The organism is Mycobacterium sp. pR1184, from assembly GCF_041287235.1.
In the GTDB taxonomy this organism is placed as follows: Bacteria; Actinomycetota; Actinomycetes; order Mycobacteriales; family Mycobacteriaceae; genus Mycobacterium.
In genome coordinates this window covers 199,713-226,487 of the sequence record NZ_JBGGKR010000003.1, presented here as the reverse complement: position 1 = coordinate 226,487, position 26,775 = coordinate 199,713, and the positions used below count along the sequence as shown (strand labels likewise).

At 68.4% G+C, this 26,775-nt stretch carries 17 protein-coding genes and 1 pseudogene; 3 read left to right on the top strand and 15 right to left on the bottom strand.

The features are described from left to right. Positions 1–102: 102 nt before the first annotated feature. The 4 genes and pseudogenes from ACAG21_RS06865 to hrcA form a co-directional block, all read right to left on the bottom strand. A pseudogene (locus ACAG21_RS06865) lies at positions 103–822 on the bottom strand (PhoH family protein); the annotation flags it as partial. A gap of 55 nt (positions 823–877) precedes the next feature. After that, on the bottom strand, positions 878–1,684 hold the full coding sequence (locus ACAG21_RS06860) for a 16S rRNA (uracil(1498)-N(3))-methyltransferase (RefSeq protein WP_370495209.1): 807 nt from the start codon (positions 1,682–1,684) through the stop codon (positions 878–880). A gap of 24 nt (positions 1,685–1,708) precedes the next feature. Beyond that, positions 1,709–2,851 carry a molecular chaperone DnaJ gene (gene dnaJ / locus ACAG21_RS06855; RefSeq protein ID WP_370495208.1) on the bottom strand — a complete coding sequence of 381 codons (1,143 nt, stop codon included), beginning with the start codon at positions 2,849–2,851 and terminating at the stop codon, positions 1,709–1,711. Between the two features lie 59 nt (positions 2,852–2,910). Further along, entirely contained in the window at positions 2,911–3,942 is a 1,032-nt protein-coding gene (hrcA, locus tag ACAG21_RS06850) for a heat-inducible transcriptional repressor HrcA (protein ID WP_370495207.1), read from the bottom strand. 157 nt (positions 3,943–4,099) lie between these two features. On the opposite strand from hrcA, the gene ACAG21_RS06845 reads away from it, so the two are divergent. From ACAG21_RS06845 to ACAG21_RS06835, 3 genes are all read left to right on the top strand, one after another. Then, on the top strand, positions 4,100–4,441 hold the full coding sequence (locus tag ACAG21_RS06845; RefSeq protein WP_370495206.1) for a type II toxin-antitoxin system VapB family antitoxin: 342 nt from the start codon (positions 4,100–4,102) through the stop codon (positions 4,439–4,441). Positions 4,442–4,523: 82 nt separating this feature from the next. Then, positions 4,524–5,120, top strand: a complete 597-nt coding sequence (locus tag ACAG21_RS06840; protein ID WP_370495205.1) for a carboxymuconolactone decarboxylase family protein — start codon at positions 4,524–4,526, stop codon at positions 5,118–5,120. Beyond that, positions 5,117–5,977 carry a sigma-70 family RNA polymerase sigma factor gene (locus ACAG21_RS06835; protein ID WP_370495204.1) on the top strand — a complete coding sequence of 287 codons (861 nt, stop codon included), beginning with the start codon at positions 5,117–5,119 and terminating at the stop codon, positions 5,975–5,977. Before ACAG21_RS06840 ends, ACAG21_RS06835 begins: the two co-directional genes overlap by 4 nt. On the opposite strand, the gene ACAG21_RS06830 is transcribed toward ACAG21_RS06835, so the two are convergent. From ACAG21_RS06830 to ACAG21_RS06780, 11 genes are all read right to left on the bottom strand, one after another. Then, positions 5,974–6,486: a hypothetical protein gene (locus ACAG21_RS06830; protein ID WP_370495477.1), complete on the bottom strand. Its 513-nt coding sequence runs from the start codon at positions 6,484–6,486 to the stop codon at positions 5,974–5,976. The genes ACAG21_RS06835 and ACAG21_RS06830 overlap by 4 nt on opposite strands. A 62-nt stretch (positions 6,487–6,548) precedes the next feature. Next, positions 6,549–7,064: a hypothetical protein gene (locus ACAG21_RS06825; RefSeq protein ID WP_370495203.1), complete on the bottom strand. Its 516-nt coding sequence runs from the start codon at positions 7,062–7,064 to the stop codon at positions 6,549–6,551. A 160-nt stretch (positions 7,065–7,224) separates the two neighbouring features. After that, on the bottom strand, positions 7,225–7,452 hold the full coding sequence (locus ACAG21_RS06820) for an MbtH family protein (RefSeq protein ID WP_370495202.1): 228 nt from the start codon (positions 7,450–7,452) through the stop codon (positions 7,225–7,227). Next, positions 7,449–8,732 (bottom strand): NADPH-dependent L-lysine N(6)-monooxygenase MbtG, encoded by a 1,284-nt coding sequence (mbtG, locus tag ACAG21_RS06815; protein ID WP_370495201.1) that lies wholly within the window; start codon positions 8,730–8,732, stop codon positions 7,449–7,451. The genes ACAG21_RS06820 and mbtG overlap by 4 nt, the downstream gene beginning before the upstream one ends. Next, positions 8,729–13,123, bottom strand: a complete 4,395-nt coding sequence (locus tag ACAG21_RS06810; protein ID WP_370495200.1) for an amino acid adenylation domain-containing protein — start codon at positions 13,121–13,123, stop codon at positions 8,729–8,731. The genes mbtG and ACAG21_RS06810 overlap by 4 nt, the downstream gene beginning before the upstream one ends. Continuing rightward, complete coding sequence (locus tag ACAG21_RS06805) at positions 13,120–19,698, bottom strand: amino acid adenylation domain-containing protein (RefSeq protein WP_370495199.1); 6,579 nt, start codon at positions 19,696–19,698, stop codon at positions 13,120–13,122. Before ACAG21_RS06805 ends, ACAG21_RS06810 begins: the two co-directional genes overlap by 4 nt. 1 nt (position 19,699) lies before the next feature. Continuing rightward, positions 19,700–22,753, bottom strand: a complete 3,054-nt coding sequence (gene mbtD, locus ACAG21_RS06800; protein WP_370495198.1) for a mycobactin polyketide synthase MbtD — start codon at positions 22,751–22,753, stop codon at positions 19,700–19,702. Continuing rightward, positions 22,753–24,078, bottom strand: a complete 1,326-nt coding sequence (locus ACAG21_RS06795) for a polyketide synthase (RefSeq protein ID WP_370495197.1) — start codon at positions 24,076–24,078, stop codon at positions 22,753–22,755. The genes mbtD and ACAG21_RS06795 overlap by 1 nt, the downstream gene beginning before the upstream one ends. After that, positions 24,065–24,823 (bottom strand): thioesterase II family protein, encoded by a 759-nt coding sequence (locus ACAG21_RS06790; RefSeq protein ID WP_370495196.1) that lies wholly within the window; start codon positions 24,821–24,823, stop codon positions 24,065–24,067. Before ACAG21_RS06790 ends, ACAG21_RS06795 begins: the two co-directional genes overlap by 14 nt. Next, the gene (locus ACAG21_RS06785; RefSeq protein WP_370495195.1) at positions 24,810–25,046 is read right to left on the bottom strand and encodes a hypothetical protein; all 237 of its coding nucleotides are present in this window, start codon (positions 25,044–25,046) and stop codon (positions 24,810–24,812) included. The genes ACAG21_RS06790 and ACAG21_RS06785 overlap by 14 nt, the downstream gene beginning before the upstream one ends. 249 nt (positions 25,047–25,295) lie before the next feature. Then, on the bottom strand, positions 25,296–26,744 hold the full coding sequence (locus ACAG21_RS06780) for an FAD-binding protein (RefSeq protein WP_370495194.1): 1,449 nt from the start codon (positions 26,742–26,744) through the stop codon (positions 25,296–25,298). Between the last annotated feature and the right edge of the window lie 31 nt (positions 26,745–26,775).

Sequence of the window (26,775 nt, the reverse complement as noted above, 5' to 3'; positions counted from 1 at the left end):
CGTCGGCTGACCATCGGAGCCGACAACGTAATCTCCCACTCGGAGTTCGCCGATAGGACGAAATCCGTTGGGGGTCAACACCCCGGTGGAAATCGGCTGCGCCCTACCCCGCATGTAGGCCAGCGGCGCCACCTCGATAACCCCGGCGGACATCAGCTTCGGAATCAGCTCGGGGTCCATCATGTCGTACAGCGCGTCATACAACGGTCGCAGGTACGGATCGATCTTCTCGCTCAGCGTGCCCGGCAAAAATCCGAGACGTTCACCGGCTTCCACCGCGGGCCGGGTCAGGATGATCCGGCTGACCTGCTTCGACTGCAGCGCGTGGACCGCCTTGGCCATGGCCAGGTAGGTCTTGCCGGTACCGGCCGGACCGACCCCGAACACGATGGTGTGGGCGTCGATGGCGTCGACATAACGCTTCTGGTTCAGCGTCTTGGGCCGGATGGTCTTGCCGCGGCGCGCCAGGATGTCGAGAGTGAGCACCTCGGCGGGTGACGCGTCGCCGGTGCCGACCAGCATCGCGACACTGTGGCGCACCACCTCGGGGGTCAGGGACTGGCCGCTGGCCACAATCGCGATCAGTTCGGAGAGCGCGCGCTCGGCCAGCGCGACGTCGGCCGGCTCACCCGAGAGGGTGACGGCGTTGCCGCGAACGTGCAGGTCCGCGGCAAGGATGCGTTCGAGGGCGCGCAGGTTCTCGTCCGACGAACCCAGCAAGCCCACGACGAGATCAGGAGGGATGTCGATGCTGCTGCGAACCTGAGCGTCGGCCTGCAGGGCCCCAGCTGCGTCAGCAGCGTTGGTCTCGCGTGGCGTCACGTGGTTTCCGGTGCCTGCCTTCTCGGCTCGTCAGGGTTTGATCGGATGTCTCAGTCTACGCCGAGGGCTCCGTCTGGTCAGCTCCGAGCGGCTCCGCCGACTCGACCTCGGCGGTTTGCTCCCATCGCGCGGTGAGCACGCCGAGTGCGCCCAACGCCACCGCGGCGGCCGTCGAAGTCCGTAGCACCTGTGGGCCCAGCCGGATCGCGACGGCGCCCGCTTCGGTCAGCAATGCGAGCTCATCCGGCGCGATACCTCCTTCGGGACCGACCACCAGTAGCAGCGAGTTCGCCCCTGCCACCGCGGCGTCCGCGATCCGCTCGGTGGCCGACTCGTGCAGGACCGCGACGGCCGCGCCGGCGGCCACCTCGTCGCGGATCCGCTGGACCAGAGCCGCCGTCGACAACACCCCGTCGACGGGTGGGACGTAGGCCCGGCGCGATTGCCGGGCCGCCGACCGGGCTACCGCACGCCAGCGGCGCAGCCCCTTCTCGACGCGGGCGCCCTGCCAGCTGGCCACGCAGCGGGCCGCCTGCCAGGCCAGGAACGCATCCGCACCGGCCTCGGTGGCCAATTCGATCGCCAACTCCGAGCGCTCGGATTTGGGCAGCGCCTGCACCACCGTCACCGGCGGCTTGCCGGGAGCGACGGTCCAGCGGTCCAGCACCCGGGCCCGTAACCCGTCGCGGCCGGATTGTTCGACCACGCAGCGGGCCAGGCTTCCGGCGCCGTCGCCGAGCACCAATTCCTCCCCGGACCGGATCCGGCGCACCGTCGCGGCGTGGAATCCCTCGTCACCGTCGACGACGGCCATCCCACCCGTGTCGGGCAGTGCTTCGACGTAGAACAGCGTCGCCACCATCTGCGGGGGCCCCTCGGATCGTGGCTAGCGCCCGGTGAAGGTCTCGCGCAGCCGGCTGAACAGCCCGCCGCCGGCGTGCGTCGAGCGGACCTCGGGCACGTCGCGGCTGCGGCGGTTCTTCAACTCGCGCAGCAGTTCGCTGTCGTGGCCGTCCAGCCGGGTGGGAACCACCACCTCGACGTGGACGTGCAGATCGCCTCGGGTCGCCGAGCGCAGCTGGGGCATCCCGTGGCCGCGCAGCGTGATGACCGAACCCGGTTGGGTGCCGGGCGGAATGGTGATCTCGCTGGTGCCATCGAGAATGGCGTTGACGCTGACGGTGGCGCCGAGCGCGGCGTCGACCATCGGCACCGAAACCGTGCAGTGCAGGTCGTCGCCGTCACGCACGAAGATGTCGTGGGCCTGCTCGTGCACCTCGACGTAGAGGTCGCCGGCCGGCCCTCCGCCGGGCCCGACCTCGCCCTGGGCGGCGAGCCTGACCCGCATGCCGTCGCCGACACCGGCGGGAATCTTGACGCTGATCTCGCGGCGGGCCCGCACCCGGCCGTCGCCCATGCATTGATGACACGGGTCGGGGATGACGACGCCGACGCCGCGACAGGTGGGACACGGTCGCGCCGTCACCATCTGGCCCAGCAGCGAGCGCTGCACCGATTGCACCTCGCCGCGACCGCCGCAGGTGTCACAGGGGATCGGCGCCGAGTCGCCGTTGGTGCCCTTGCCCTGGCACCGGTCGCACAGCACCGCGGTGTCGACGGTGACCTGTTTGGTCACGCCGGTCGCGCACTCCTCGAGGTCCAGCCGCATCCGCAGCAGCGAGTCCGAGCCAGGCCGGACCCGGCCGATCGGACCGCGCGACGTCCCGCCCCCGCTGAAGCCACCGCCGAAGAACGCCTCGAACACGTCACCCAGGCCGCCGAAGCCGCCGAAGCCGCCGCCGGCGGCGGCGTTCTCCAGCGGGTCCCCGCCGAGGTCGACGATCCGGCGTTTCTCGGGATCGCTCAGCACTTCGTAGGCGGCACTGATCTCCTTGAACTTGGCCTGCGCAGCCTCGTCAGGGTTGACGTCCGGATGCAGTTCGCGCGCCAGCTTTCGGTATGCGCGTTTGATCTCCGCGTCGCCGGCGTTTTTGCTCACGCCCAGCAGCCCGTAATAGTCGCGTGCCACGCCTGACCTTTCTTGTGCCGCGCTCTACGCGGCTGTCCACAAAACCTGATGGTGCGCGATCATCGAGCACCCAGGACTTCGCCAATATAAAGAGCAACCGCGGCCACGCTGGCGATAGTTCCCGGGTAGTCCATTCGGGTGGGACCCAGCACACCCATCCCGCCGTACACGGTGTCCATCGTGCCGTACGCGGTCGACACCATCGAAGTGCCCGCCATCTGCTCGACCGCCGTCTCGTGGCCGATGCGCACCGTCACCTTGCCGGCCTCCTGCTGAGCCGCCAGCAACCGCAGCACCACCACCTGCTCCTCGAGTGCCTCCAGGATGGAGCGCAGCGATCCGCCGAAGTCCGCGGAGTTGCGGGTCAGGTTCGCCGTACCGCCCATCAACAGGCGCTCTTCGGTGTGCTCCACCAGCGACTCCAGCAACACCGTCGCCGAGCGGCCGATCGCGTCGCCCAGCCCGCCGGCGCCGCCCAGCTGCTGAGCCAGGTCGGCCACCGCGACCGAGGCCGCGGACAGCTTCTTGCCTTCCAGCGCCTGGCCCAGGATCTCGCGCAGCTGCGAGAGCTGATGGTCGTCGATGACGTCGCCGAGCTCGACGATGCGCTGATCTACCCGCCCGGATTCGGTGATGACCACCATCAACAGCCGGGCCGGCGTCAGCGCGATCACTTCCAGATGCCGAACCGTCGAGGTCGACAACGTCGGGTACTGCACCACGGCCACCTGGCGGGTCAGCTGAGCCAACAGCCGCACCGCCCGGCGTAATACGTCGTCGAGGTCGACGCCGGATTCCAGGAAGCTCTGGATCGCCTTTCGCTCCGCCACGGACAACGGCTTGACGTCATCGATCCGGTCGACGAACTCGCGATAACCCTTCTCGGTGGGCACCCGCCCGGAGCTGGTGTGCGGCTGGGTGATGTAGCCCTCGGCTTCCAGCACCGCCATGTCGTTGCGGATGGTGGCGCTGGACACTCCGAGGTTGTGCCGTTCGACGAGCGACTTCGACCCGATGGGTTCCTTGGTCGCGACGAAGTCGGCGACGATGGCACGCAGCACCTCGAAGCGACGCTCGTCAGCACTGCCCATCGGTTGCTACCTCCTTGATCGCGTCCATTTTACGGTCTCACACCGACGCGCCGACCGCGCTGCGCGAGCGTCCACCGCGCACGTCCGGCAACTTTGCGGTTAGCCTGTTCAGCAGGTATCGGCAGGGCCTCGACGACGCATCGGAGAAGATCTACCAATGATTTTCAAGGGCGTACGAGAAGGCAAGCCCTACCCGGAACACGGGCTCTCCTACCGGGACTGGTCCCAGATACCCCCGCAGCAGATCCGGCTCGACGAATTGGTCACCACGACGACGGTCCTGGCGCTGGACCGGCTGCTCTCCGAGGACTCCACCTTTTACGGCGATCTTTTCCCGCACGCGGTGCGGTGGAAGGGCATCATCTACCTCGAGGACGGCCTGCATCGCGCGGTCCAAGCCGCGCTGCGGAATCGCACCGTGTTCCATGCCCGGGTGTACGACATGGATGTGCCGCTGAGCCAGCAGACCCAGGGATCGGGGTCGACGTTCGGGCGCTAGCCCGGTCACGTTTGTGCGCCGCCGGGTGTCGACCTAGTGAGGCCCAAACGGGTCTGCACTAGGACTATTCGGGAGGTTCGCCATGTCCCGGCTTCAGGGAGTCTCCGACCACGACGCCAGTCTGGGCGCCAAGATCGCCTTCTACTTCACCAAACGCAAGCTCGGGCGGATGGCCGGACTGGAAACGGCCGGCATGCTCGAGCCGCTGCGGATGTATGCCCACATCCCCGCACTGCTCAGCGCGATCGGCAAGCTGGAAATGGCCGAATCGAAGCTGGACATCCTGCGCCCGCGCCACCACGCGCTGGCCGAACTGAAGGCGGCGACGACGGTGCGCTGCGAGTACTGCATCGACCTGGGCTCGCAGATCGCCCGCCAGTGGGGCATCACCGACGAAGAACTGCTGGGTATGGCGAGTTACCGCGACGCCGCGTGCTTCGACGACGTCGACAAGCTGATCCTGGAGTACGCCACGGCGATGAGCCGGACCCCGGTCGAGGTGACCGACGAGCTGTTCGACGCGCTGCGCGCCCACTTCGACACCCCGCAGCTGGTCGCCCTGACCCACGTCATCAACCTGGGCAATCTGCGTGCCCGGTTCAATGTCGCGCTCGGCATCGGCTCGTCCGGCTTCTCCGGCAACCGGGTGTGCGCCCTGCCCGAATCCGGTCGCGCGTGACGGCATCACTGACGGCACGTTTCGAGGCGGCCCGGCCGCAGCTCAGCGCCATCGCCTACCGAATGCTGGGTTCGATCGACGATGCGCAGGACGCCGTGCAGGAAGCCTGGCTACGGCTGGACCGCAGCTGCGCCGAAGACATCGTCAACCTGGACGCGTGGCTGACCACGGTGGTGGCCCGCATCTGCCTGAACACGTTGCGCGACCGCCATGGCCGGCATCGCGAGGAACTCCTCGCCCAGCTGCCCGATCCGATTGTGGACACCCAGGGTGAGTTCGACCCCGAACATCGCGCGATGCTGGCCGACGCGGTGGGCCTGGCGTTGTTCGTCGTGCTGGACACCCTGGCGCCGGCGGAACGGCTGGCCTTCGTCCTGCACGACGTCTTCACCGTGCCGTTCGAGCAGATCGCACCCATCGTCGACCGCACCCCGGAAGCGACCCGCAAGCTGGCCAGCCGCGCACGCCGTCGCATCCAGGACGCGCATCCGTTTCCCGACGTCAACATCGCCGCGCAGCGCGAGGCCGTCGACGCCTTCTTCGCGGCCGGGCGCTCCGGTGACTTCGACCGGCTGGTGTCGGTGCTGCATCCCGACGTCGTGCTCCGGGGTGACTTCGGTTCCGGCGCCGGGCTTTTCCGAGCCGAGGGCGCGTCGTCGGTAGCCCGGCTGGCCGGCGGCTACGCATCCCCCGAGCGCGAGGCCCGTGCCGCCACCGTCAACGGTGCGGCCGGCGCGGTCGTGTTCGTGACCGGCCGGCCCACCGCGATCATGGCGTTCGTGGTCCGCGACGGCCTGGTCGCCGCCATCGACGTCCTGGCCGACCCGCAGCGCGTCGCAAAAGCCGTGCCCGACTAGTTGACGGCGGTCGCGGCCTGCAACAACGCCAGTGCGGCGTCGTGCTGTAGCACCCAGTTGCCGCCCTGTTGGACGAACACCAGTTGCTTGTTGACCGGTCCGGCGAACTTCGGACCCGCGATCGCCACCTGGGCGGCCGCCATATTGGGCCCGGCCGGAACGATGTTCGTCACGGTGAACGTCTCCGGGAAGTTGCCGTTGCGGTAGGCCTTACGCAGGTCGTGGTCGGCAACGTGGCCCTCGTCGGGATTGATGCCGTTTTCGACCAGGCCGACCTTGGTGGAGTAGCCGACGCCGGGGTCGGTGGCCTGGATGCACAGGTTGCTCAACTGCTCCGGCGTCGGCAGGCCCGGTCCGACCGGCGCGGGCGCGGGCGGGGGCGGGGGTTCCTGCGGCAGCGGTGCCAACGGCGCACCCACCGCGGCCAGCCGCACCTCGGTCACAGGCGCTGCCACAGCAGCGATGCCGACGGCCGCGCCGCCGAGGACGGCCAGCGCCGCCGCGCTCATAGCTACGGATTTCACATTTCCCCCTTTAGAGGCCCGGTCCAGGCCAACCTGACGGATGCTACTCACTGTCCGGCGGCTTGCAGCAGCTCCATCGCCGACGAGCGCGACAACATCCAGCTGCCCTGGTTGACGAACGTGACGTTCTGCATCACCGGGTTCGGCAGCTTGGGGCCCGAAACCGCGACATCCGCCGTGACCGATCCCGCGGCAGCCGGTGCGATGTTGGTGATGGTGAACGACAACGGCAGGTCGCCGTTCTTGGCCGCCTTCTGCAGCTTCTTGTCCGCGATGTGGGCCACGGTGCCGCTCACGCCGCCTTCGACCAGATTGCCCTTGTTCGAGAACGACACGCTGGGGTCGGCGAGGGTGTTGAGCAGCCCGGTCAGCTGGTCGGCGGTCGGAACGTCGACGGCGGGAGCCGGTACCGACGGTGGGTCCTGCGGCAACGGGGCACCGAAAGCGGCCAGCTGGACCGCGCTAACCGACGGAATGGAGGCGACCGAGGTGACGCCGGTGGCCGCGGCGCCGACGGCGCCCAGGGCTGCCACACCCGTGAGAATGGCTTTCAGAGATTTCATGATTCCCCCTTCGACGTGCAGCAACGTGACGGAATGTCACCCCACACCGCCACCTGGTGTAGATGGTGTGGTTGTGCACCTTGTGACAGATGCTACGCGGGATCACGTTGACTAATCTGTGCGCAACCTGTGTAGCAGCCCAGAATCTAGGCTTCGCGGCTTACCCCGCCGAACGGCTCCCCGAGATGGAATCACGCAGGCTCTTCGGACGGATGTCGGGCCAGTTCTGTTCGACATAGTCCAGGCATTCGGCGCGGGTCGCTTCGCCGAAGACCACCTGCCAGCCGGCCGGGACGTCGGCGAACACCGGCCACAGGCTGTGCTGTTGTTCATCGTTGACCAGCACCAAGAAGGTGCCGTTGTCGTCGTCGAACGGGTTAGTACTCATCGCTTCTCCACCATCGTCGGAAATCGGGACAGGCCAGCCGCCGGACCGACCCAGGACCCCAACACCCGGTCCGACAACAAGCCCAGACAGCTCAGGTTCGGAAAACCGGGCCCTTGGGTGAGGCCGGACAGGTTGGGCAGAAACAGCTTTGGGCTGACGTCGCTGACCGACAGGTCGTAGCCGATCCCCTCCTGCAGGCGATCAGACGCCAGCGGTCCACCCAAACCCAGCTCGAGTAGATCGAGCGCGTCCTGGCTGAACAGTGAGGTGAACCAGAGCGCGTCCGCGCCGGAACCGTCGATGACGAGATCGAATCCGTGCACCGTCTCCAGGTTTTCGCTGAACCGGTTGGTGGACAGCGTCAGCCGGATCTGCCCGTCGCGGCCCACCGCGTGGGCGACCCGGCCGCGCAGGTGGTGGATGCGGTCATCGGCCAGCAGCGCTTCCTGCACGTTCGCCGAGAAGACGCCGCGGTCGGTGCGGGCCAGCGCGTCGCGGCGCTCGTCCAGCGTCAGGGCGGTCCAGTCGGTGGGGTCGGAAAACAACGAGTTCTCGAAGAAGCTCTCGCCCCGCGTGAACAACGTCACCTGCGGCGAGATCACCGTGATCGTCGAAACCCGGTGCCGGAAAAGCTCATTGAGCATCGAGGCGGCCGTCTCACCGCCGCCGATCACCGCGACCCGCTCGGCGTTGATGCGGTCGTGCCCGGCGGCGCGATCCCAGAACTGCGCGATCGACATCATGCGCGGGTTGCCGGGCAGCAGGGACTTCTCGGCCTGACCTGGCCCGGTGATCATCAACGCGTCCGCGTGCACGGTGGTCTCGCGGGTGTGCAGCGCCCACCGGTCGCCGACGATGCCGAGCCCGTCGACCTCGCCGTGCACCACGTGCATGCCGACCTGGTCGGCGACCCAGCCCAGGTATTGGCTCCATTTGCGATGTGGCGGAGCGGGTCTGCCGCGGTCGATCCACTCGGCGAACGACGCGGTCGCGATCAGATAGGACTGCCAGCTGTACCGGGTCATCAGCTCGTCGAGCTCGCCGTTGCGGCGCGGCACCAACGCCGACCGATAGGGAAAGCCGACATCCTTTTCCGGGCTGGTTCCGAGCCGGTGTGCTCCGTCGGTCCAGCCGCCGCTCGCCTGCCAGTTCGCTCCGACTCCGGTGCGCTCGACGGCGATCACGTCGGGGACCTCGACCCCCATGTCGCGCAATGCCTTGGCCTTGGCGGCCACCGCTACCGCCTTGGCGCCGGCGCCGAGGATCGCCAGGGTGCTCATGCCACCACCTCCCGCAGTGCTTCAATCCAAAGTTGTTGCAACGCAGAGATATCCGCGTCATCGAGAATGGCGGGCAGCGCGCGCCACTGCGCGGCCAGAACACGCTGGGAATCGAAGGGCAGCACAGTGGCCATGATCGTGAGTTCGTGGCGCACCGCCAGATCGGGCTCCGGCTGCGGCGACACCCCGGCCAGCAGTTCGCGCTGCAGCTCCAGCACGGTGCCGCCGCCGGTGTGGGCCGCGCCCAGGTAGTTCAGCAGCACCTGCGGGGCGGGTAATGGGGCCAGCCGTTCAGCGGTGTCGGTGCGCAGATAGCGCAGCAGGCCGTAATCGAGTCCGTCGCCCGGAATGGCCGCCAACTGCTCCCCGACCTGCCGCGGGTCGGTGGAGGTCACCCGCACCGGATAGATCGAACTGAGCAGTCCGATCGTGTCGCCGGTGTCGGTGGTGTCGTCCACCAAACTGTCTGCGCGGCCGTGGGTTTCCAGCGCTAGCAGTGGCGGCGGCGTGGCCTGGTTTCTCAGCTGACGCCAGCGTGTCACCATCGCCGCGGTCGCGGCCACCAGCAGACGTGGCAGCGGCAGCCCGGAATTTAGCAGCCGGTGGGTGGTGTCCGCATCGGCGGCGACCATCCGGACGATCAGATCGCCGGCCCGGTCGCGAGTCGGATCCACCCGGCGGGCACCGAGATTGGGATCGTCCCCTTCGAGCTGCGCCGTCCAGAACTGCGTGGTGTCCAACTTCTCGGCACGCTCGGTCAGCGCCTCGGCCCAGCGCCGGTAGCTGGTGTGCTCCCGGATGGGCGCGGGTGCGTGACCGGTGGCCAACGCCCGCAGCGCGGCGTCCAATTCGCCGAGGACGACCCGCCACGACGCCGGATCCATTGCCAACACGTGGGCAACCAGGAGCAGCACGCTCGGTCCGGTCGGGGGGCGAAGCCAAACCGCTGCCAGCAGCACGCCGCGCTCGGGATCCAGACGTTCGACGGCCGCCGCGACGTGTCCGGGGACGACGGCCGGCAGATCACCGGAGACGGCTACCTCGTGGACGAGAGTCGCGGTGGCCTCGGTCGCAACCATCGTCATCGTGGCGCGGTCCAGTCGCGTGCGCAGCACTTCGTGCCCGGCGACGATGCTCGCCAGCGCGGCATTCAGGTGTTCGGCGCTGACATCCTCGGGCAGCCGGATGGCTTCGGTCTGCGCCAGCCGACGGGGTTCGCCGTATTCGTAGAGCCAGCGGCCGTTGGGCAGCAACGGTATCGGCCCGGCGGCTTCTTCGACATCGCTTGCGGCAGAAGAACTCTCGGCATCGATTTCCGCAGCCAGTTCCCGGATGTTGACGCAGTCGAGGATCAGTCTGGCACGCAACGCGAGCCCCCGCGCCCGCGCCGCCTGCACCACCGACAACGCCATGATGCTGTCCAGACCCAGCTGCAAGAAGTCCGCGGTGACGTCGACCCGAGGCAGGTGTAGCAGCTCCGACAGTACTTCTGCCAGAACGGTTTCCGTCGGTGTTCCGGGCTCTTCCCAGGGGGTGCTCGCGGTGTCGGCCGCATCGAATGCGCTCAGCGCGGCTTCGTCGAGTTTGCCGTTGGCCGTCAACGGGATTTCGTCGACTCCGATGATTCGTTGCGGAATCATGTAGCGCGGCAACCGGGTAGCCAGCATGGCGCGCAGCTCCACGGTCGGCGGTGTGTGCCCGTCCGAGCACACCACGTAGGCGCTCAGCCGCGCTCCGGTCTGCAGGCGCCGCACCAGAACACCGGCGTGCCGTACTGCGGGGTGCGACTCGAGCGCGGCGGCGATCTCACCCGGCTCGACCCGATAGCCGCGGATCTTCACCTGCGCGTCGGCGCGCCCCACGTATTGCAGCGAGCCGTCGGGGCCCCGGCGCACCACGTCACCGGTGCGGTACATCCGCTCGCCGGCGACGAATGGATCGGCAACGAAGCGGTGGCTCGTCTCTCCCGGGCGGCCCAGATAGCCGCGGGCCAACTGCGCGCCGGCCAGGTAGAGCTCGCCGGTGGCCCCGACGGGCACCGGACGCAGCGCGGAGTCAAGCACGTACCCGCGGGTGTGGCGAGTCGGCCTTCCGATCGACGGCTCGTCGTAATCCGCGATCGCGGCCACCACCGCCTCGACCGTGGTTTCGGTCGGGCCGTAGCAGTTGTACGCGCGCAACCGGGTTCGTGCGCACTCGCTGCGGATCAGGGTCCATGCGGACTTACCCAGCGCTTCCCCGCCCAGCGCCAGTACGGCAAGCGGAACCGTCGTCAGCAACCCGCAGGCGGTGAGTTGGGCGAACATCGACGGCGTGGTGTCGATCATGTCGACGCCGTGCTCGGCGATCGCGGCTACCAGGGCCTCGGCGTCGGTCTGGGTCCGCTCGTCGACGACGTGCACGCCGTGGCCGTCGAGCAGCGCGACCAGGGGTTGCCACGCGGCATCGAACGCGAACGACCATGCGTGCGCGATGCGCAGCGGCCGGCCCAGCCGCGCCGCCGCGGGCCGCAACACGCCGTCCAGATGATCGTCGGCATACGCGCCGAGCGCTGCGTGCGTTCCGATGACGCCCTTCGGTTCTCCCGTGGTCCCTGAGGTGAAGACGACGTACGCGGCCTGATCGGCGGACACCTCGACGGCGCGGAAATCGCCGGCCTCGTCGGCCCGCATCAGGTGTTCGTCGACAACGATCGACGCCCCGGTTTGGCGCAGAATCGACTCCACCCGCTCGGGCGGCAGCCCTGGCTCCATCGGCACGCACATCCCGCCGGCCTTGAGCACCGCGAGCACCGCGATGATGTACTCCGGGCCGCGGAAAAGCCGTATGGCCACCGGGGTTTCGGACCTCACCCCGCGCTCGGCGAGCCGGGCCGCCAGCCCGTTGGCGCGACCGTCGAGCTCGCGATAACTCAGCGTGCCGCCGGCCCAGCTGACCGCGGCGTGATCAGGCGTTGTCGCCGCGATCGCGGCGAACCGGGTGTGGATGCCTACCGCACGCGGAGCCGCTGCGCGGGCGGCCGTGACGACCTCGTCGTCGAAGAGCACGCTGACCTCACGCAACGGCCGACCCCAGCCCTGCAGCAGTCGCTCGGCGGTGGCCATCACCCGCCGGCCCAGCCGCTCGGCGGAGGTGACGCCCAGCGCGCCGTCCACCACTTCGACCAGCACCACCAGTTCGCGGCCCTCCATGTGGGCGGCGATCGCGATCGGGAAGTGTGACAGGCTCTCCAGCGCGGATGGCCGGAATGTCGCACTGCCCGCGGTCAATTCGCCCCCGGCGACCAGCCCGTCCATCGGGAAATTCTCGTAGACCAGCAGGGTGTCGAACATCTCGCCCACCCCGCCCAGGGCGCGCAGCTGTGCGTGCCCGAGATAGCCGTGTTCGCGCAGCAGCGCGGCATCGCGTTGCACGGCGCGGCATTGATCGCCTACGTCGGCGGCCGGGTCCAGTTGGACCCGCATCGGCACGGTGTTGATGAACAGACCGATCATCGTCTCGACACCGGCAAGTTCGGGCGGGCGGCCGGAGAGGGTGACTCCGAAGACCACGTCGTGGCTGTCGGTCAGCCGCGACAACACCAGGGCCCACGCCATTTGCATCAAGGTGTTGACGGTGATGCCGCGCGACCGGGTGCCTTCGACGAGCCGCTCGGCGACTTCGGGCGCCAGCCGCAGTTCGGTGGTGCGCGGCAGGCCCGCCGGCCGGCCCTCGGCCGCCTCGGCCGAGCCGAGCGCCGCGGCCAGCAGGGTGGGGCCGGCCAGGCCGGCCAGGTGTTGGCGCCAAACCTGTTGGCTGGCCTCGGGATCGCGGCTCGCGAGCCACCCGATGTAGTCCCGGTACGGCCGCGGCGCCACGGGCAGCGCCGCAGGGTCTCCCCCGGCCGCGTACAGGATCATCATCTCGTTGACGAACACCGGCAACGACCATCCGTCGATCACGATGTGGTGGGCGGTGATCACCAAACGCCATTGTGGACCGGGCAATTCGATCAGCAGGAAACGGATGGCCGGCCCGCGTTCCAAATCGAACGGTCGCCGGCGTTCGCCGACCTCCAGCGCCGGTAGTTCCCCGGGTGTGGCCGTGACAGATCGCCACGGCAGCTCGACTCGGGACGGCACGATCTGCACCGGGCGCGCAATGCCGCGACTGAAGAAGCTGGCCCGCAGGTTCGGGTGTCGGGCCAACATCTTTGTCGCACAGTCACGTAACAGCTCGACGTCGAGTACGCCGGTGATGTCCGCGGCCATGCCGATCATGTAGGGATCGTCGGCCGCTTCGCCTGCGACGAATTCGGTGAGCGTGCTCAGCGAATACAAGCCCTCTTGCAGAGGACTCAATGCCATCACGTCCTCGATGTCGGGTGCGACATCGGTTTTGGTGGCGGTCATGACGTGCCGTCGCGCGACGAGGCCCACAGCTGCGACACGGCGGCCAGGTCGTCGGCCGACAGTCCGGACGCGGCCATCGGCTCGAAGCGGGCGTCGGCCGGCGCATGGGCCTGCCCGGCGTCGGCCTCGCCTTCGCCCGCCGCGTCCACGGCGGCGGCCAACTGCGCTACGGTCGGATGCTCGAAGACCATCCGCGGGCTGACCGCCAGGCCGGCCGCGCGGGCCCGGGAGGACAGCTGAACGGACAGAATGCTGTCGCCGCCGAGGGTGAAGAAGTCGTCGTTGCGGCCGACCTCCCCCGTGGCGAGCAGTTCGGCGAACACCGTCGCCAGCGCCCGCTCGGTGTCGGTGCGCGACGGTTCGATCTGTCCGCCGGTGCTGACCGCCGGCTTCGGCAGCCCGGGCCGGTTCAGCTTGCCCGAGTCGGTCTTGGGCATCGCGTCCAGCACGGTCAGCGACGAGGGCATCATGTAGCCGGGCAGCGTCATCGCGATCCCGGCACGCACCGCGGCCGCGAAGGCGGTCTTCTCGGCATCGTCGACGATCGGCCGTTGCGGCACAACATAACCGGCCAGCGAGAGACCTCCGCGCACCTCCCAGGTACGGGCCGCCGCCGCGGCGACGCCGTCGACGGCCGCCAATGCGGATTCGACCTCGGCCAGCTCGACGCGGAAGCCGCGCACATGAACCTGGTGGTCTGCTCGGCCGACGAACTCCAGCTGACCGTCCTCGGTCCACCGGGCCAGGTCGCCACTGCGATACAGGCGCGAACCGGGTTCGGCCGCATAGGGATTGGCGATGAACCGCGTCGCGGTCAGACCGGGTCGCTTCCAGTAGCCACGGGCCAGCTGGTCACCGGCGTAATACAGTTCGCCGACGACACCGACCGGCACCGGGCGCAGCCCGTCGTCGAGCAGGTAGGCCGCACTACCCGGGACCGGCTTGCCCACCAGCGGATTCGGCAGATTAAGCGGCCCGCGCGACACCGCACCGGAGGTCTCGGTAGAGCCGATGTTGTTCAACAGCTGGATTTCCGTATTGCCCGCGCACGCGGCCATCAGGCGCTGCAGCAGCGACGTGCTCACCGGCTCGCCACCGCACACCAGCCGCGACAGGGATCGCACCACATCGGGCCGAATGTCCACCAGCGCCCAGACCAGGCTGGGCACCGCGGTCACCTGGGCCACCGAATGCCGATCCATCAGCGCCGCCAGTGCTTCGGCGTCCCGGTGCTCGGCATCGTCGGCCAGAATCATCGTGGCGCCGGCCGCCAGCCCGGCCAGCATCTCCATACCGCCCTCGAGGAAGGTGATCGAGGCCTGAGCCAAACGAATGTCGTTGGCGCAGGGCGGGTAGTGCCGCAACTGCCAATCCAACCGGGCCGACATCGATCGATGCGTGCCCACCGTACCCTTCGGCTTGCCGGTCGAGCCGGACGTGAACACCAGATACATCGGGTCGTCAGGATGCGGCACTGGTAGGTCGGGACGAGCCGTGCCGTTCTCCAGCACCGTGCGCACCTGCGGATCGTCCAGCGAAATGACTTCTACCCCAGCCACTTCCGGCGTGCTGTCCACGGCCTCCGATGTCGCCAGCACCACCGGCGGCACCACATCGTCGAGCATGAATTGCTTGCGTGCCAACGGGTAGCCCGGATCAATCGGGAAGTATCCACCACCGGCTTTCATGATGGCCACCAGCGCCACCACCATGTCGATGCCGCGCCGCGTCGAGAGCCCGACCAGCGACCCGGGTGCCACCCCGTGTTCGGCGAGCAGCGCCGCCAGGTTGTCCGAACGGCGGTGCAGCGCAGCGTAATCGAGCTGCTCGCTGCCGCAGCGCACCGCGATCCGATCGGATCCCCAATTGCGGCTGGGAGCGAGCAGCTCCGCAATGGTGCGCGGCCGGTCGGGTGGCGCCGGGGCACCGCGGCTCCACTCCTCCAGGATGCGGTGCTGCTCTTCCTCGTCGATCACCGCAACGTCGCGCAGGGTTTGATCGACGTTCTCGGCGAACTCGGTGATGATCCGGGCCAGCCAGCCGGCCAGTCGCTCGATCGTCGACCGGCTGTACAGCTCGGTGCGGTAGATGACGTCGCAGTCGTATCCGGCGCCGTCAAGACCGTCGGTGCCCAGGAAATTGACGCTGAGGTCGGCGTGCGCCATGTCGAAGATCGGGTCCAGGGAGGTACACACCGTGTCCTCGCCGTCACCGGTGGCGGGTCCCGAATCGATGACCCGGGTGGCCGGCAGGTGGTCGCGCACGTGCACGACGACCTGGAACAGGGGGTTACGCGACAGCGAGCGCACCGGGCTCACGCTGTCGACCACCCGGTCGAACGGCAGGTCCTGGTGGGCGTAGGCGGCCAGCGCCGTCTCGCGCGCCCGGGCCAGCGCTTCGCGCAGCGTCGGGTTGCCGTCCAGGTCGTTGCGCAGCACCAGGATGTTGACGAAAAAGCCGATCAGCTGGTCCAATTCGGCCTCGGTACGTCCGGCAACCGGGGTGCCCAACGGAATGTCCACGCCGCCACCGGCCTTGTGCAGCACCACGGCGACGGCCGTTTGCAGCAGCATGAATTCGGTGATGCCCATCTCGCGGCACAACTCGGCAAGCTTGGCGCGAGTGGCCGAGTCGATGCGGAACGCCACGGATTCACCCGCCCCACTGGGCACCGGCTGGCGAGCGAAGTCCGGCCGCAGCCCGGTGTCCTCGGGCATCCCGGCCAGCTGACGGGTCCAGTACTCGCGCTGTTCGGCGGCGATGGCGGATTCCTGGCCGCTGGAGTCACCCAGGAACGCGCTCTGCCATGCCGCGTAGTCGGCGTATTGCACCGGAAGCGGTGCCCAGGACGGAACCTCCCCGCTGCGGCGGGCCCGGTAGGCGGTGAGTACATCGGTGAACAGCACGCCCGCCGACCAGTGGTCGGAGGCGATGTGGTGGACCACGAACGACATCACATAGTCGCCCTGAATACCGTTGTGCAACAACGCAATCCGAATCGGCCGTTCGGCGTCGAGCTCGAAGCAGTGCTGGCGCTCTTCGTCCAGCTGTTCTTGCAGCCAGGCCTCGCTGTCCTGCTCGGCGCCATCGAAGGACGCGCGGCGGATCGCCAGATCACCGGTCGGGTTCACCACTTGGTAGGGCACGCCGTCGATTTCGATGTAGCTGGTGCGCAGGATTTCGTGACGCGCGACGACGTCGCCGATAGCGGCGATCAGCGCCTCGATATCCCACGGACCACTCAGTCGCGCGGCGAACGGAATGTTGTTGACCCAGCTGGGACCGTCGACGCGGTAGGCGAACCAGCTGCGCAGCTGCGACGCCGACAGCGGCAACGGCTCGTCGTGCGCGGTCGCGATCAGCTTGGGTCGGGATTCGACGAGCTCGCCGGACCCGAGCTGGTCGACCCGCTCGGCCAGCCGGCCCACCGTCCCCAGCTCGAAGACGTCGCGGATACCAAGCTCCACACCGCAATCCGAGCGGATCGCGGTGACCAGTCTGGTGGCGACCAGCGAGTGGCCGCCCAAATCGAAGAACGAGTCGTCGACACCCACTCGGTCGTGGCCGAGCAGCGCGGCGAACAGCGCGGCGATGCGGCGTTCGGTGGGCGTCGTCGGGTCACGATATTCGGCGGCGGCAGCGATCTCCGGTTGCGGCAGCGCGACGCGGTCGATCTTGCCGTGTGCGGTGATCGGGATCTCGTCGAGCACCACGTAGCCGGCCGGCGTCATATAGTCCGGCAGAGCGGCGGCCACTCGGGCCCGGATGCGTTCGACGTCAACGGATTCGGTGTCGCGGTCCGGCGCCGGGGTCACATAGCCGACCAGACTCTTGCCCAGTCGGGGCAGATCCACGGCGAGCACCACCGCCTGCCCGACGCTGGGGTCCACCGAGATGGCGGCGGCGATTTCACCGAGTTCGATACGGAAACCGCGGATCTTCACCTGCTCGTCGGCGCGGCCGACGAATTCGATGTCTCCGTCGGCGTTGCGGCGGGCCAGGTCACCGGAGCGGTACATCCGCCCGCCCGCGGTGTTCGGATCGGCGACGAAACGTTCGGCCGTCAGTCCCGGCCTACGGTGATATCCGTGCGCGACGTGCGTTCCGGCGATATAGATTTCGCCGATCACGCCGACCGGGACCGGCTGCAGCGCATCATCGAGCAGATACACCTGCGTGTTGATCTTCGACCGGCCGATCGGCACGATACGGGTGCCTTGGGTGCCCTGCACGGGGTAGCTGGTGCAGTTGACGACGGTCTCGGTCGGTCCGTAGAAGTTGTACAGCAGCGCATCGAAGGTGGCATGGAACTTGTCGGCGATCTCGCCCGGCAGGGCCTCGCCGCCGATCGGGACCCGCCGCAGGGTACGCCATTGGTTGACGCCCGGCAGGGAGAGAAACAGCCCGAGCAGCGATGGCACGAAGTGCATCGAGGTGATGCCTTCGCGGCGCAGCAGTTCGGTCAGGTAGCCGATGTCGCGCAGCCCGTCGGGCCTCGGAATGACAAGCCGGGCGCCCATGATCAGCGTGCCGAAGATCTCGCCCATCGACACGTCGAAGCTGGGCGAGGCGACCTGAAGCAGCGATTCCGTTGCGTCGACCTGGTATTCGTCGCCGAACCAGACGAAGTACTCGGCGATCGGCGCGTGCGGGACCGGAACGCCCTTGGGCAGCCCGGTCGAGCCGGAGGTGTAGATCAGGTAGGCCGTGTTGTGCGGGCTCAGTGGCCGAATCAGCTCGGGCGCGCTCACCGGGTAGTTCGACAGACCGGTAACCGGTTCGCGCAGCATCAGTTTGGCGTCCGCATCACCAAGGATGAACGCGATGCGATCCTGCGGGTAGGTGGGATCCACCGGCAGGTAGACACCACCGGCTTTGAGGATGCCCAGCGCCGTGACGACGAGTTCGGGCGACTTGTCCAGCAGCAGCGCGACCCGGTCCTCGGTGCCGATCCCTTGGTCGATGAGCCAGTGCGCCACTCGGTTGGACTCTTCGTCAATCTCCCGGTAGCTGTAGTCGCGGCCCTCGTAGCTGACCGCGATGGCGTCGGGCGCGGAACTCGCGCGCCGACTGACCAACTCCGGCAACGTCGCCGCCGTGGTGGTGAACTCTTCGCCCGTCGACACTCGGCGCAGCCATTCGGCGTCTTCGCCGCTCATCAGCGCGCATGCCGACAGCGTCGCGTCGGGGTTGCTCAGGACGCTGTCCAGCAAGACGACATAGTGCCGCAGCAGCTGTTGGACCAGCGGTCGATCGAGCACCTCCACGAGGTATTCGGCCTCGAGGAGTCCGCCGCCGTTCCCCGATCGCTGCAGCTCCACCATGAAACTCAGTGGCAGCTGGTTGAAGTGACCGCGCAACTCGGCGCGCGTGCATTGCACCCCCGGCGGGCAGAAGCCGGCGCCGTCGGGGTCTCGCTGCCCGAAGCTCACCCGGGTCATCCGGTCCGCGCCGTGGCGGCGATCGGGGTTGGATTCGCGCACCAGCCAATCCAGGTCGGCGCGTGAATGCGCGAAGGCACCCACGGCGCTGTCGCGGGTCTGGGCGAGCAGTGCGCGGAACGTCTGGTGGGAGTGCGGTTGGAGCCGAATCACCACGGTGTTGCCGTAGTAGCCAATGGCATCCTCGGTCCCGACGCCGCGATTGAGCACCGGGACAGCGACCAGAAAGTCGCTCGACTGCGTGTAACGCTGGACCAGTGCCGCGAAGGCGGACATCAACACCATGTACGGCGTGGCGCCGGTTTCCCGGGCCAATTCCGCAACCCGATCGACCAGGTCGGCCGGCAACCGCGTCGTCGCGCGCTGCGCACGCCAGGTGCTGGGTACCACCGAACCGTTGGGCCCCGGAAGCTCAAGTGGCTCAGGCAGGTTCGTGATCAGCGGACGCCAGTAGTCCGCGTCCTCGTCATGGCTCGCAGCGTCGGCGAAGGCCGGCTCGACCGCGGGGGTCGGCGCCGCCGGCGCGGCGGCGAATCCGTCCGGGTCGGTGTATGCGTGCGTCAGATCGGTGAAGAACGGCGTCCATGACCCGTCGTCCCACGCGATGTGGTGGGCGGTGAACAGCAGCATCAGTTCGTCGGCCGACAAGCGCGCCACGGTGACCCGCAGCGGCGAATCCTTGGCCAGGTCGAAGGGGCGGCAGAAGTCCCGCTGCGCCAGCACGTCCAGCCGCAACCGCCGCGACTGATCGGACAGATCCGACAGGTCGTGCTCGGCCCAGTCCGGCCGAAGATCCTCGCGGACCACCGGATACGGAAAGCCGTCGGCGTCGGTCTCATAGGTCGTGTGCAGCACCTGATGCCGCGCGGCCACGGCATTGACGGCGTCCCCCAGCCGCGCTACGTCGACCGTGCCGGTGACACGGTAGGAGACGCAGACGTTGAGCAGCGCGCTGTCGGGGTCGACCGACTGCACGAACCACATCCGGTGCTGACCACCAGACATGCGCGGCCCGTCGACGGTCGCCACCGGCCCCTCGGCCTCGGGCCGGGTCAGGCCGCGCTCAGCGAGCTTGCGGCGCAACAATTCCAAGCGCTTTTCGTCGAGCTGGGCACTGGCATTGGTTTGAGTCACGCTAGGAGTCCAACCTTTCTAGCATCGCGAGCGTCGAATGTTGCGCCCCGATCGCAGCGGCACCGGCATCCAACGTCGGCGGAGCTTTCGGCCCGCTGGTCGAGCCGGCGCCCAACGCATCGATCAATTCGTGGACGGTGATGCCGCCGAGCATGCGGGCCACCGGAACCGAGTTCCCCACCGTCCGGCGCAGCCGCTTGCGCAGGTCCAGCGCGAGCAACGAGTCCACACCCAGGTCGATCAGCGAGGCACTCGGGTCAATCGACGACGAATCACCCAGGTGCAACGTGGCGGCCAGCTCAGCACGCACCACGTCGGCGACCGGTTGCACAGCCGATCCGTTGTCATGCACCGAGCTTTCGCCGCCGGGGCCGCTGAACGGCGTTGGCATTCCCTGGCTTTCGAAGAAGACCGCGAGCCGGTCGAAGTCCGCGTCGAAAATCAGGGGATCGCCGTGGTAACGGTACAGACTGGCTTCGATCGCCGATTCGGGGTCCATCGCAATCAATCCCGAGCGCTCGGTGCGGGTGATCTCGTTGGCCGCCACCACACCGGCGGTCTGCCATAGGCCCCATCGAATCGCCGTGCAGTCCCGGCCGCTGGCCCGCAACTGGGCGGCCAGCACGTCGAGCATCCGGTTGGACGCCGCGTACGCCGCATGGTGGTAGCCGCCCCACACGCCAAACACCGACGAGCAGGCCAGAATCCGGCAGTCGGGCCGCGCCGGCCAGACCTCGGTCAGCAGCGCCAATCCGCGAACCTTCGCCTCACATACCTCGGCTACATCCGTGCCGGTGAGATCTTCGCGCACAACCACTTTGGCGATGCCCGCGGTGTGTATCAGCAACGATGCACCCGAGCCGGCATATTCGAGCGCGGCGGCGGACAACGCGACGCGGTCGGTGATGTCACAGCGCGGTGCCTGCACCACCGCATCATGGTTTTCGGCGAGCCGTGCCAACGTGTCGGTGTCAACGCCGTTGCGGCTCAACAAGGTCACCGTGCGTGCGCCGTGCTCGATGCAGTACCGCGCGTACCGCAGGCCGATCGCTCCGCTGCCGCCGGTGATCACCACGTTGTCCAGTGCGGCGCCGTCCAATGGCCGGCTGATTGCGGAGTCGCGGCACTCCCGGAACGTCCGAGCATAGCGTCGGGGCGGTTCGGTCCCCCGCACCGCGATCTCGGCCCCCTCGCCGATCAGTGCTTCAACGACCGCGAGCGCGGTTGCGGCGTCGACATTGCGACTGGGCAGGTCCAGGTGCCCGAAGATCTGGTCCGGGAACTCGAACCCGACGCTGCGGTGCATCGCCGCCAGGGCGGCCTGTGCGGGCGAGACGTTCGGATCCTCTCGCTCGACCTGCTCGGCACCGACGGTCAGCAACCACACGACCCGGCAACGTGGGCCGGTGATCGCGGCGTAGTCGGGCAGGCCCGCGTCGGATCGCCCGGCGATCTGCTCGATTGCGGCGAGCGCATCCAGCCGGTCGAGTTCCGGGGCGACCACCACGACGATTTCGGCCTCGCCAAGCGGTACCGCCCGGCAGCCGTCGTGCGTGGCGACGGCGTCGATCAGTTGCCGCGTCAACGCGCCCGCGGCGGCCTCGCCGAAAAACCCGATGCTGCAACCGGTTGCACCCGTCGTCGATGTCACCTGCTGCCAATCCTCGACGGCAGCGGTCAGCGTCGGCACCGCGATCGTGTCGGTCAGCGGTTCCGGCGTCGCCCACAGGTGCACCGCCCGCATCGGCGCGTTCGGGAACCTCGGCAGCGGCGCCCGGATACCGCTCGGGATGGTGTTGGCCCACGGGCTACCGGGGTCGGCCGTCGCGACGGCGGCGATATTCGCCGAAAGCGCCTCGACGATGGGTTTGTCGCGATGCCCCGACCCGACGACCACCGCCGACTCCTCGTCAACGATGGCGGCCAGCGGATAGAGCAGCGACGGGTGTGCGGACAGTTCCACGAACGTGTCGACGCCCAGCTTCTGCGCATGTCGCACCGCCCGGTCGAATCGCACCGTGCCACAGAGGTTCTCGTACCAGTACTCGGAGAAGTCGATGCCCTCGTGCACCTCGCTGCCGAACGTGGAGCCGACGAAGCGCGCCTCGCCGCGCTGGAAGCCCGAATCGGGCATCAGCTCGATCAACGGAGTCCGCAACGGCCGCAGTGCGCTGGTGTGCCCCGGATAGTCAACGGACAGTTGATGATTGAAGATGCCGCGCCGTCCCGCCAGTTGCACCGCCGCGGCCACCGCGTCGTGCTCACCGGAGACCACGGTCGACGACGGGCCGTTGACCGCGGACACTTCCAGCCAGCCGGGCGCATCGGCCAGCACGGACTCCGCCTCTTCGAGGCCGACGCCCAGCACCGCCATCGCGTACCGGCCGGTCAGCCGGTCGACGACGCTCGCGCGAGCGCCGACCAATCGGACCGCGTCGGGCAATCTGATCGTCGCGGCCACATACGCCGCCGCTACCTCACCGAGGCTGTGCCCGATGGTGACCTCGGGAACCACCCCGTAGTTTCGCCATGCCGCGGCCAGACTGACCGCGTGGGTGAACTGCGCGCCCTGGATCTGCGTGCGCGACCAGTTCTGCTCCTGCTCCTCCACCAGGTAAGGCAGCGGCGAGGGCAACCCGGCCGCGACGAACGCCTTCCCGCACTCGTCCGCGGTTTTTCGGTACGCCGGCAGCACCCGGTAGGCGTCGGCTCCCATCGCCTGCCATTGATTGCCCTGGCCCGGAAACACGAAAGCGATGCGCGGCGCCGAGCTTTTCGACGACCGGCTGATCAGGGGGTGCTCGTCGTCGCGGGCCAGCGCCGACAAGGCGTCGACGAGCTCGGCCCGGTCGGCTGCCCGCACCACCGTGCGGTGACGTCGCAGCCGCCGCAGCCGCAGCAGGGTCGACGCGACCGACGCCGCCAGATCCGGCGCGGCGTTGCCGCTGCGGTCCAAGTAGTCCAGGATCGCCGCGGCATCCCGGCGGATCAGCTCTTTGTCGTGCGAGGTGAACAGCACCGGGACACGGCCGTCGGGCAACAGGTGATCGAGCACTATGCCACCTCTGGCATGGAGACGATCAGATGCGCGTTGGTACCCGCGATCCCGAAGGCCGACGCCACGGCCGTGCGTTGTCCGGCAATGGCCGGCCACGGAGTCAGGGTCTGCGCCAGGCGTAAACCTTGCCCTTCCCAATCGATTTCATGGCTGGCCTCGTCGGCGTGCAGGGTGGCCGGTATCGCGCCGTGTTCGGCCGAGACGAGTACCTTGGCCAGCCCGAGCGCACCGGCGGCGGCCAGCGAGTGACCCAGGTTGGACTTGACCGAACCCAGCAGCGCCCCGGCGCCGGGGTCGGTGTTCCCGTAAGTTTTTGCCAGCGAACGCAATTCGGTACGATCGCCGAGCCGGGTACCGGTGCCGTGTCCCTCGATCATGCCGACTTCCTCGGGCATGATCGCGGCCCGGGTGATCGCGCGGCGGAACAGCCGGACCTGCGCGTCCTCGCTGGGGGCGGACAGGCCGGCGCTGCGACCGTCCTGGTTGACGGCGGTGGCGCGGACTTCGGCGATGATCTGCCGGCCGGCCCGCAGCGCCGCGGATTTGCGCTGCAGCACAAACATTGCCGATCCTTCGGCCCACACCGTCCCGCTGGCCTGCGCGCTGTACGGGCGGCAGTAGCCGTCGTCGGAGAGGGCGTGTTGCTTGGAGAACTCGACGAAGAAGCCCGGCGAGCCCAAGACGTTGACCCCCCCGGCCAGCGCCAGGTCACAGTCGCCGTCGTGCAGGGCGCGCACCGCGACGTGGAAGGCCACCAGCGCCGACGCGCACGAGGAGTCGAGGGTGAGCGCCGGGCCGGTCAGGCCCAGCGTGTAGGCCACCCGTCCCGAGATCACGCTCAGCGCCGTCCCGGCGAGCAGATGGCCGCTGTGCCGAGAGAACTCGGCCATCTCGGGCCCGTACCCGGTCATGGACGCGCCGACGAAGCAGCCCACATCGTGGCCGGCCAGGTCGTCGGGATTGATGCCGCTGTTCTCCAGCGCGCGCCAGGACACCCGCAGCGTCACCCGCTGCTGTGGGTCCATCGCGATTGCTTCGCGCGGTGAAATCCCGAAGAATTCGGGGTCGAATGTTGCTGCCCCGCTGAGGAATCCACCGCGGTCGTGGATCTGTTTGAATCCGCTGCGGCGCGATCCGGCGAGCAGCTCGGCGACCGACCAGCCGCGGTCGGTCGGAAACGGGCCCAGCGCCTCGCGGCCGTGGGCCAGCAGGTCCCAATAGCTGTCGGCGGTGTCGATACCGCCGGGTGCTTCGACGGCCATCCCGACGATCACCACCGGATCGGTGTCGGCGGCTTCGACCCCGTTGTCAGACATCGGCATTCACCTGTGCGGCGATCGCATCGACATGGTCGTAGAGGTAGAAGTGGCCGCCGTCATACAGCGACAACTGGAAGGACCCGGCGGTATGCCGTTCCCACTGGCGCAGCACATCGATCGCAATGCGGTGATCGTCGCGGCCGCCCAGGACGTGGATGTCGGTGCCGACGCGGATATCGGGACTGGGGTCGTAGCGATTGAAGGCCTGATAGTCGGCGCGCATCGCGGTAGTGAGCAGCTCGGAGAATTCCTCGTCGGCCAGCAGTTCGGGATCGGTACCGCCCAGGTCGGCGATCTCGGCGAGCACGCCGTCATCGCTGGTCGGCAACTCGGGCATGTCGGCGACGACACACGGCGGCGGACCGGCGGACGCCCAAAGCTTCTGCACGGCGACGTCGCGCTCTTCGGCCACCCGGGCAAACTCGAACGCCACCACGGCACCCATGCTGTGCCCGAACAGCCGCAACGGCGCGACGCTGCGCCACGGCCCGGCCTCAAAGAGCCCGAGGGCAAGGTCGTGCACGGTCTCGTGGGCAGGTTCGGCGAGCCGGTCGGCGCGTTGCGGGTACTGGACGATGTAGACGTCGCCCCCGGCAGCCAGTGCGGCGGCCAGCAGCCGGTAGCTCACGGCGGCCGCTCCGGCGTGCGGAAACACCACCGTGGCGCCATCGGTCGACTTGTGCCCGGGCACCAGCTTGACCCAGGACGGAAATGTGGAAGGCATGCTGATCAGGTCACGGAACGTCATGATGCTCACCGGATCCATGGGCGGCGTTGCCGAGGGCGATGGCCGAGTGGGCCTGGGACCCTGCCGCCACTCGCCGCGACGAGCCCGCCGGCGACGTCACCCGGAGCGAGCCCAGGCCCCGACACCGCGGGTTGCAGGCGTGCTGAACAGCATCAACACCGATGCCGACCAGTTCGGCCACCTCCGCACGGATGCTCTCCGAGTCCGCGGGGGCACGCACCACGAAAACCTCCCTGAATTAGCACAGGCTGCCCTAATTTTGTTTGGTTACCCTATCCTCTCTCCATGCGCTGTTGCTACTAAGCCCCCTCCAAGGCACCTGGGTGATCCCGGACACAGCACGGTCCCGCCGAAGGCTTTGGTGTTAGCGAGTCGCGGCGCAGCCGGCGTTTGCCCGCCGACCGGCATCCGAGTGCGGTGGCCCTGGCGTGGCTATGCGTCGTCGAGGGTGGAGTGACGGTCGCCGAAGCGGCTAGTAGTTCAACCCCGAGAACATGACCCGGCCCGGGTCGAATTTCTGCCGCACGGCCGACAGCCGGGACAGGTTCTGCCCGAAGTAGCGCGCCGGCGGCTGGTTGGCCTCGATGTAGTTCACATAGCCGCCGACCGAATACTGTTGCACCGCTTGGTGTGCCGTGCTGAGCCAGTTCGTCGCGGCCGCCGGGTCGCCGGTTTCGACGTACCACTGCACCAGCGCGGCCTGCTGACGCCACGGGTATGCGGTGGCCCCCGGCGCGACAGTCGCCAGCGCGCCGTCCAGCGCGTGCATGATCGCCAGCATCCGGCCCGCACCGCGCGGAAAAGCGTTGACCGCGGCGGCAATTCCCTGCGCGGCGGCCGGGCTGAGCGTCTGGAAGACATCTGAGCCGCCGACATAACCCAGCGGCTGCGGGTTGAGATTGTTGACGGCCAGATACCGGACCAGGTCCATGCGGTTGAAGGTGTGGTTGTCGACCCCGCTCGGCTGTAAGCCGACAGCGTGAGTGATGGCGTTCGCCACGCTGGGGCCCGATCCGGCCGGGCAGGTCGCAAGAATGCGGCACGACGTGCCCATCCCGTCGGTAGTGCTGTCGGCCAGTGCCCAGCTGTTGCGGTCCGCGGTGCGCAACCAGTTGGCCCAGCCGACAAGCACCTGCGCGAACGACTGCGCCGGGAAGTTGAGGTTCACGGCGTCGACGTCGTGGGTGGGGAACGTGTTGAAGGTGAGCGAGGTGGTCACCCCGAAATTGCCGCCCCCACCACCGCGCAGTGCCCAGAACAGATCGGGGTTGCTGTTGGCCGACGCCGTCACCGCCTGGCCGCCAGGGAGCACCACCTGCGCCGAGGTCAGCTGGTCACACAGCAGGCCGGCATGCCGGGAGTCGGCACCCATTCCACCGCCCAGCGCGTGTCCCGCGGCGCCCACCGACGGGCACGTGCCCGTCGGCAAACCCCGGCCGGCACCGGCCAGCGTCTCGTGCATGGAATACAAACTCGTCGCCGGCGTCACCGTGACCTGCCCGGTGGCCGCGTCGTAGTTGACTCCACCGGGCAGCTGACGCAGGTCAAAAACCATGGCGCCGTTAGCCGTCGACGCGCCGATGTACGAGTGTCCCCCACTGCGGGGAGCGACCTTGAGGTGATTGGCGGCGGCGAAGGCCATCGCTTTCTGCACGTCGGTCGCCGACGTCGGAGTGACTATCGCGGCCGGGGTCAAACCGTTGTAGTTGGTGTTGAAAACCTGCTTGGCCGAGCCGAATTGCGGGCTGTCCGGCAGCAGCACCTTGCCGCCAAGCGCGGACGAAAGTCCTTCCCAGCCAGTGGCATTCGGCGCAGCGCTAGCCGGGGCCGAACCGAGTCGGCTCGTCCCGAACACCGCTCCGGCGGCTAGTGCTCCGGCGGCACCACGCAGAAACGTCTGCCGCGAGATTTCACGCGCCATCGTCGGACTCCCGCGATTGCGTCATGCCCGC

What these genes read in the sequence shown, in the direction of transcription:
- ACAG21_RS06820 (WP_370495202.1), bottom strand. Translation starts at nt 7,452, where the DNA reads ATGAGTACTAACCCGTTCGACGACGACAACGGCACCTTCTTGGTGCTG.
- ACAG21_RS06840 (WP_370495205.1), top strand. Translation starts at nt 4,524, where the DNA reads ATGTCCCGGCTTCAGGGAGTCTCCGACCACGACGCCAGTCTGGGCGCC.
- ACAG21_RS06830 (WP_370495477.1), bottom strand. Translation starts at nt 6,486, where the DNA reads ATGAGCGCGGCGGCGCTGGCCGTCCTCGGCGGCGCGGCCGTCGGCATC.
- ACAG21_RS06845 (WP_370495206.1), top strand. Translation starts at nt 4,100, where the DNA reads ATGATTTTCAAGGGCGTACGAGAAGGCAAGCCCTACCCGGAACACGGG.
- mbtG (WP_370495201.1), bottom strand. Translation starts at nt 8,732, where the DNA reads ATGAGCACCCTGGCGATCCTCGGCGCCGGCGCCAAGGCGGTAGCGGTG.
- ACAG21_RS06860 (WP_370495209.1), bottom strand. Translation starts at nt 1,684, where the DNA reads ATGGTGGCGACGCTGTTCTACGTCGAAGCACTGCCCGACACGGGTGGG.
- ACAG21_RS06810 (WP_370495200.1), bottom strand. Translation starts at nt 13,123, where the DNA reads ATGACCGCCACCAAAACCGATGTCGCACCCGACATCGAGGACGTGATG.
- ACAG21_RS06780 (WP_370495194.1), bottom strand. Translation starts at nt 26,744, where the DNA reads ATGGCGCGTGAAATCTCGCGGCAGACGTTTCTGCGTGGTGCCGCCGGA.
- hrcA (WP_370495207.1), bottom strand. Translation starts at nt 3,942, where the DNA reads ATGGGCAGTGCTGACGAGCGTCGCTTCGAGGTGCTGCGTGCCATCGTC.
- ACAG21_RS06790 (WP_370495196.1), bottom strand. Translation starts at nt 24,823, where the DNA reads ATGACGTTCCGTGACCTGATCAGCATGCCTTCCACATTTCCGTCCTGG.
- ACAG21_RS06825 (WP_370495203.1), bottom strand. Translation starts at nt 7,064, where the DNA reads ATGAAATCTCTGAAAGCCATTCTCACGGGTGTGGCAGCCCTGGGCGCC.
- ACAG21_RS06795 (WP_370495197.1), bottom strand. Translation starts at nt 24,078, where the DNA reads ATGCCGATGTCTGACAACGGGGTCGAAGCCGCCGACACCGATCCGGTG.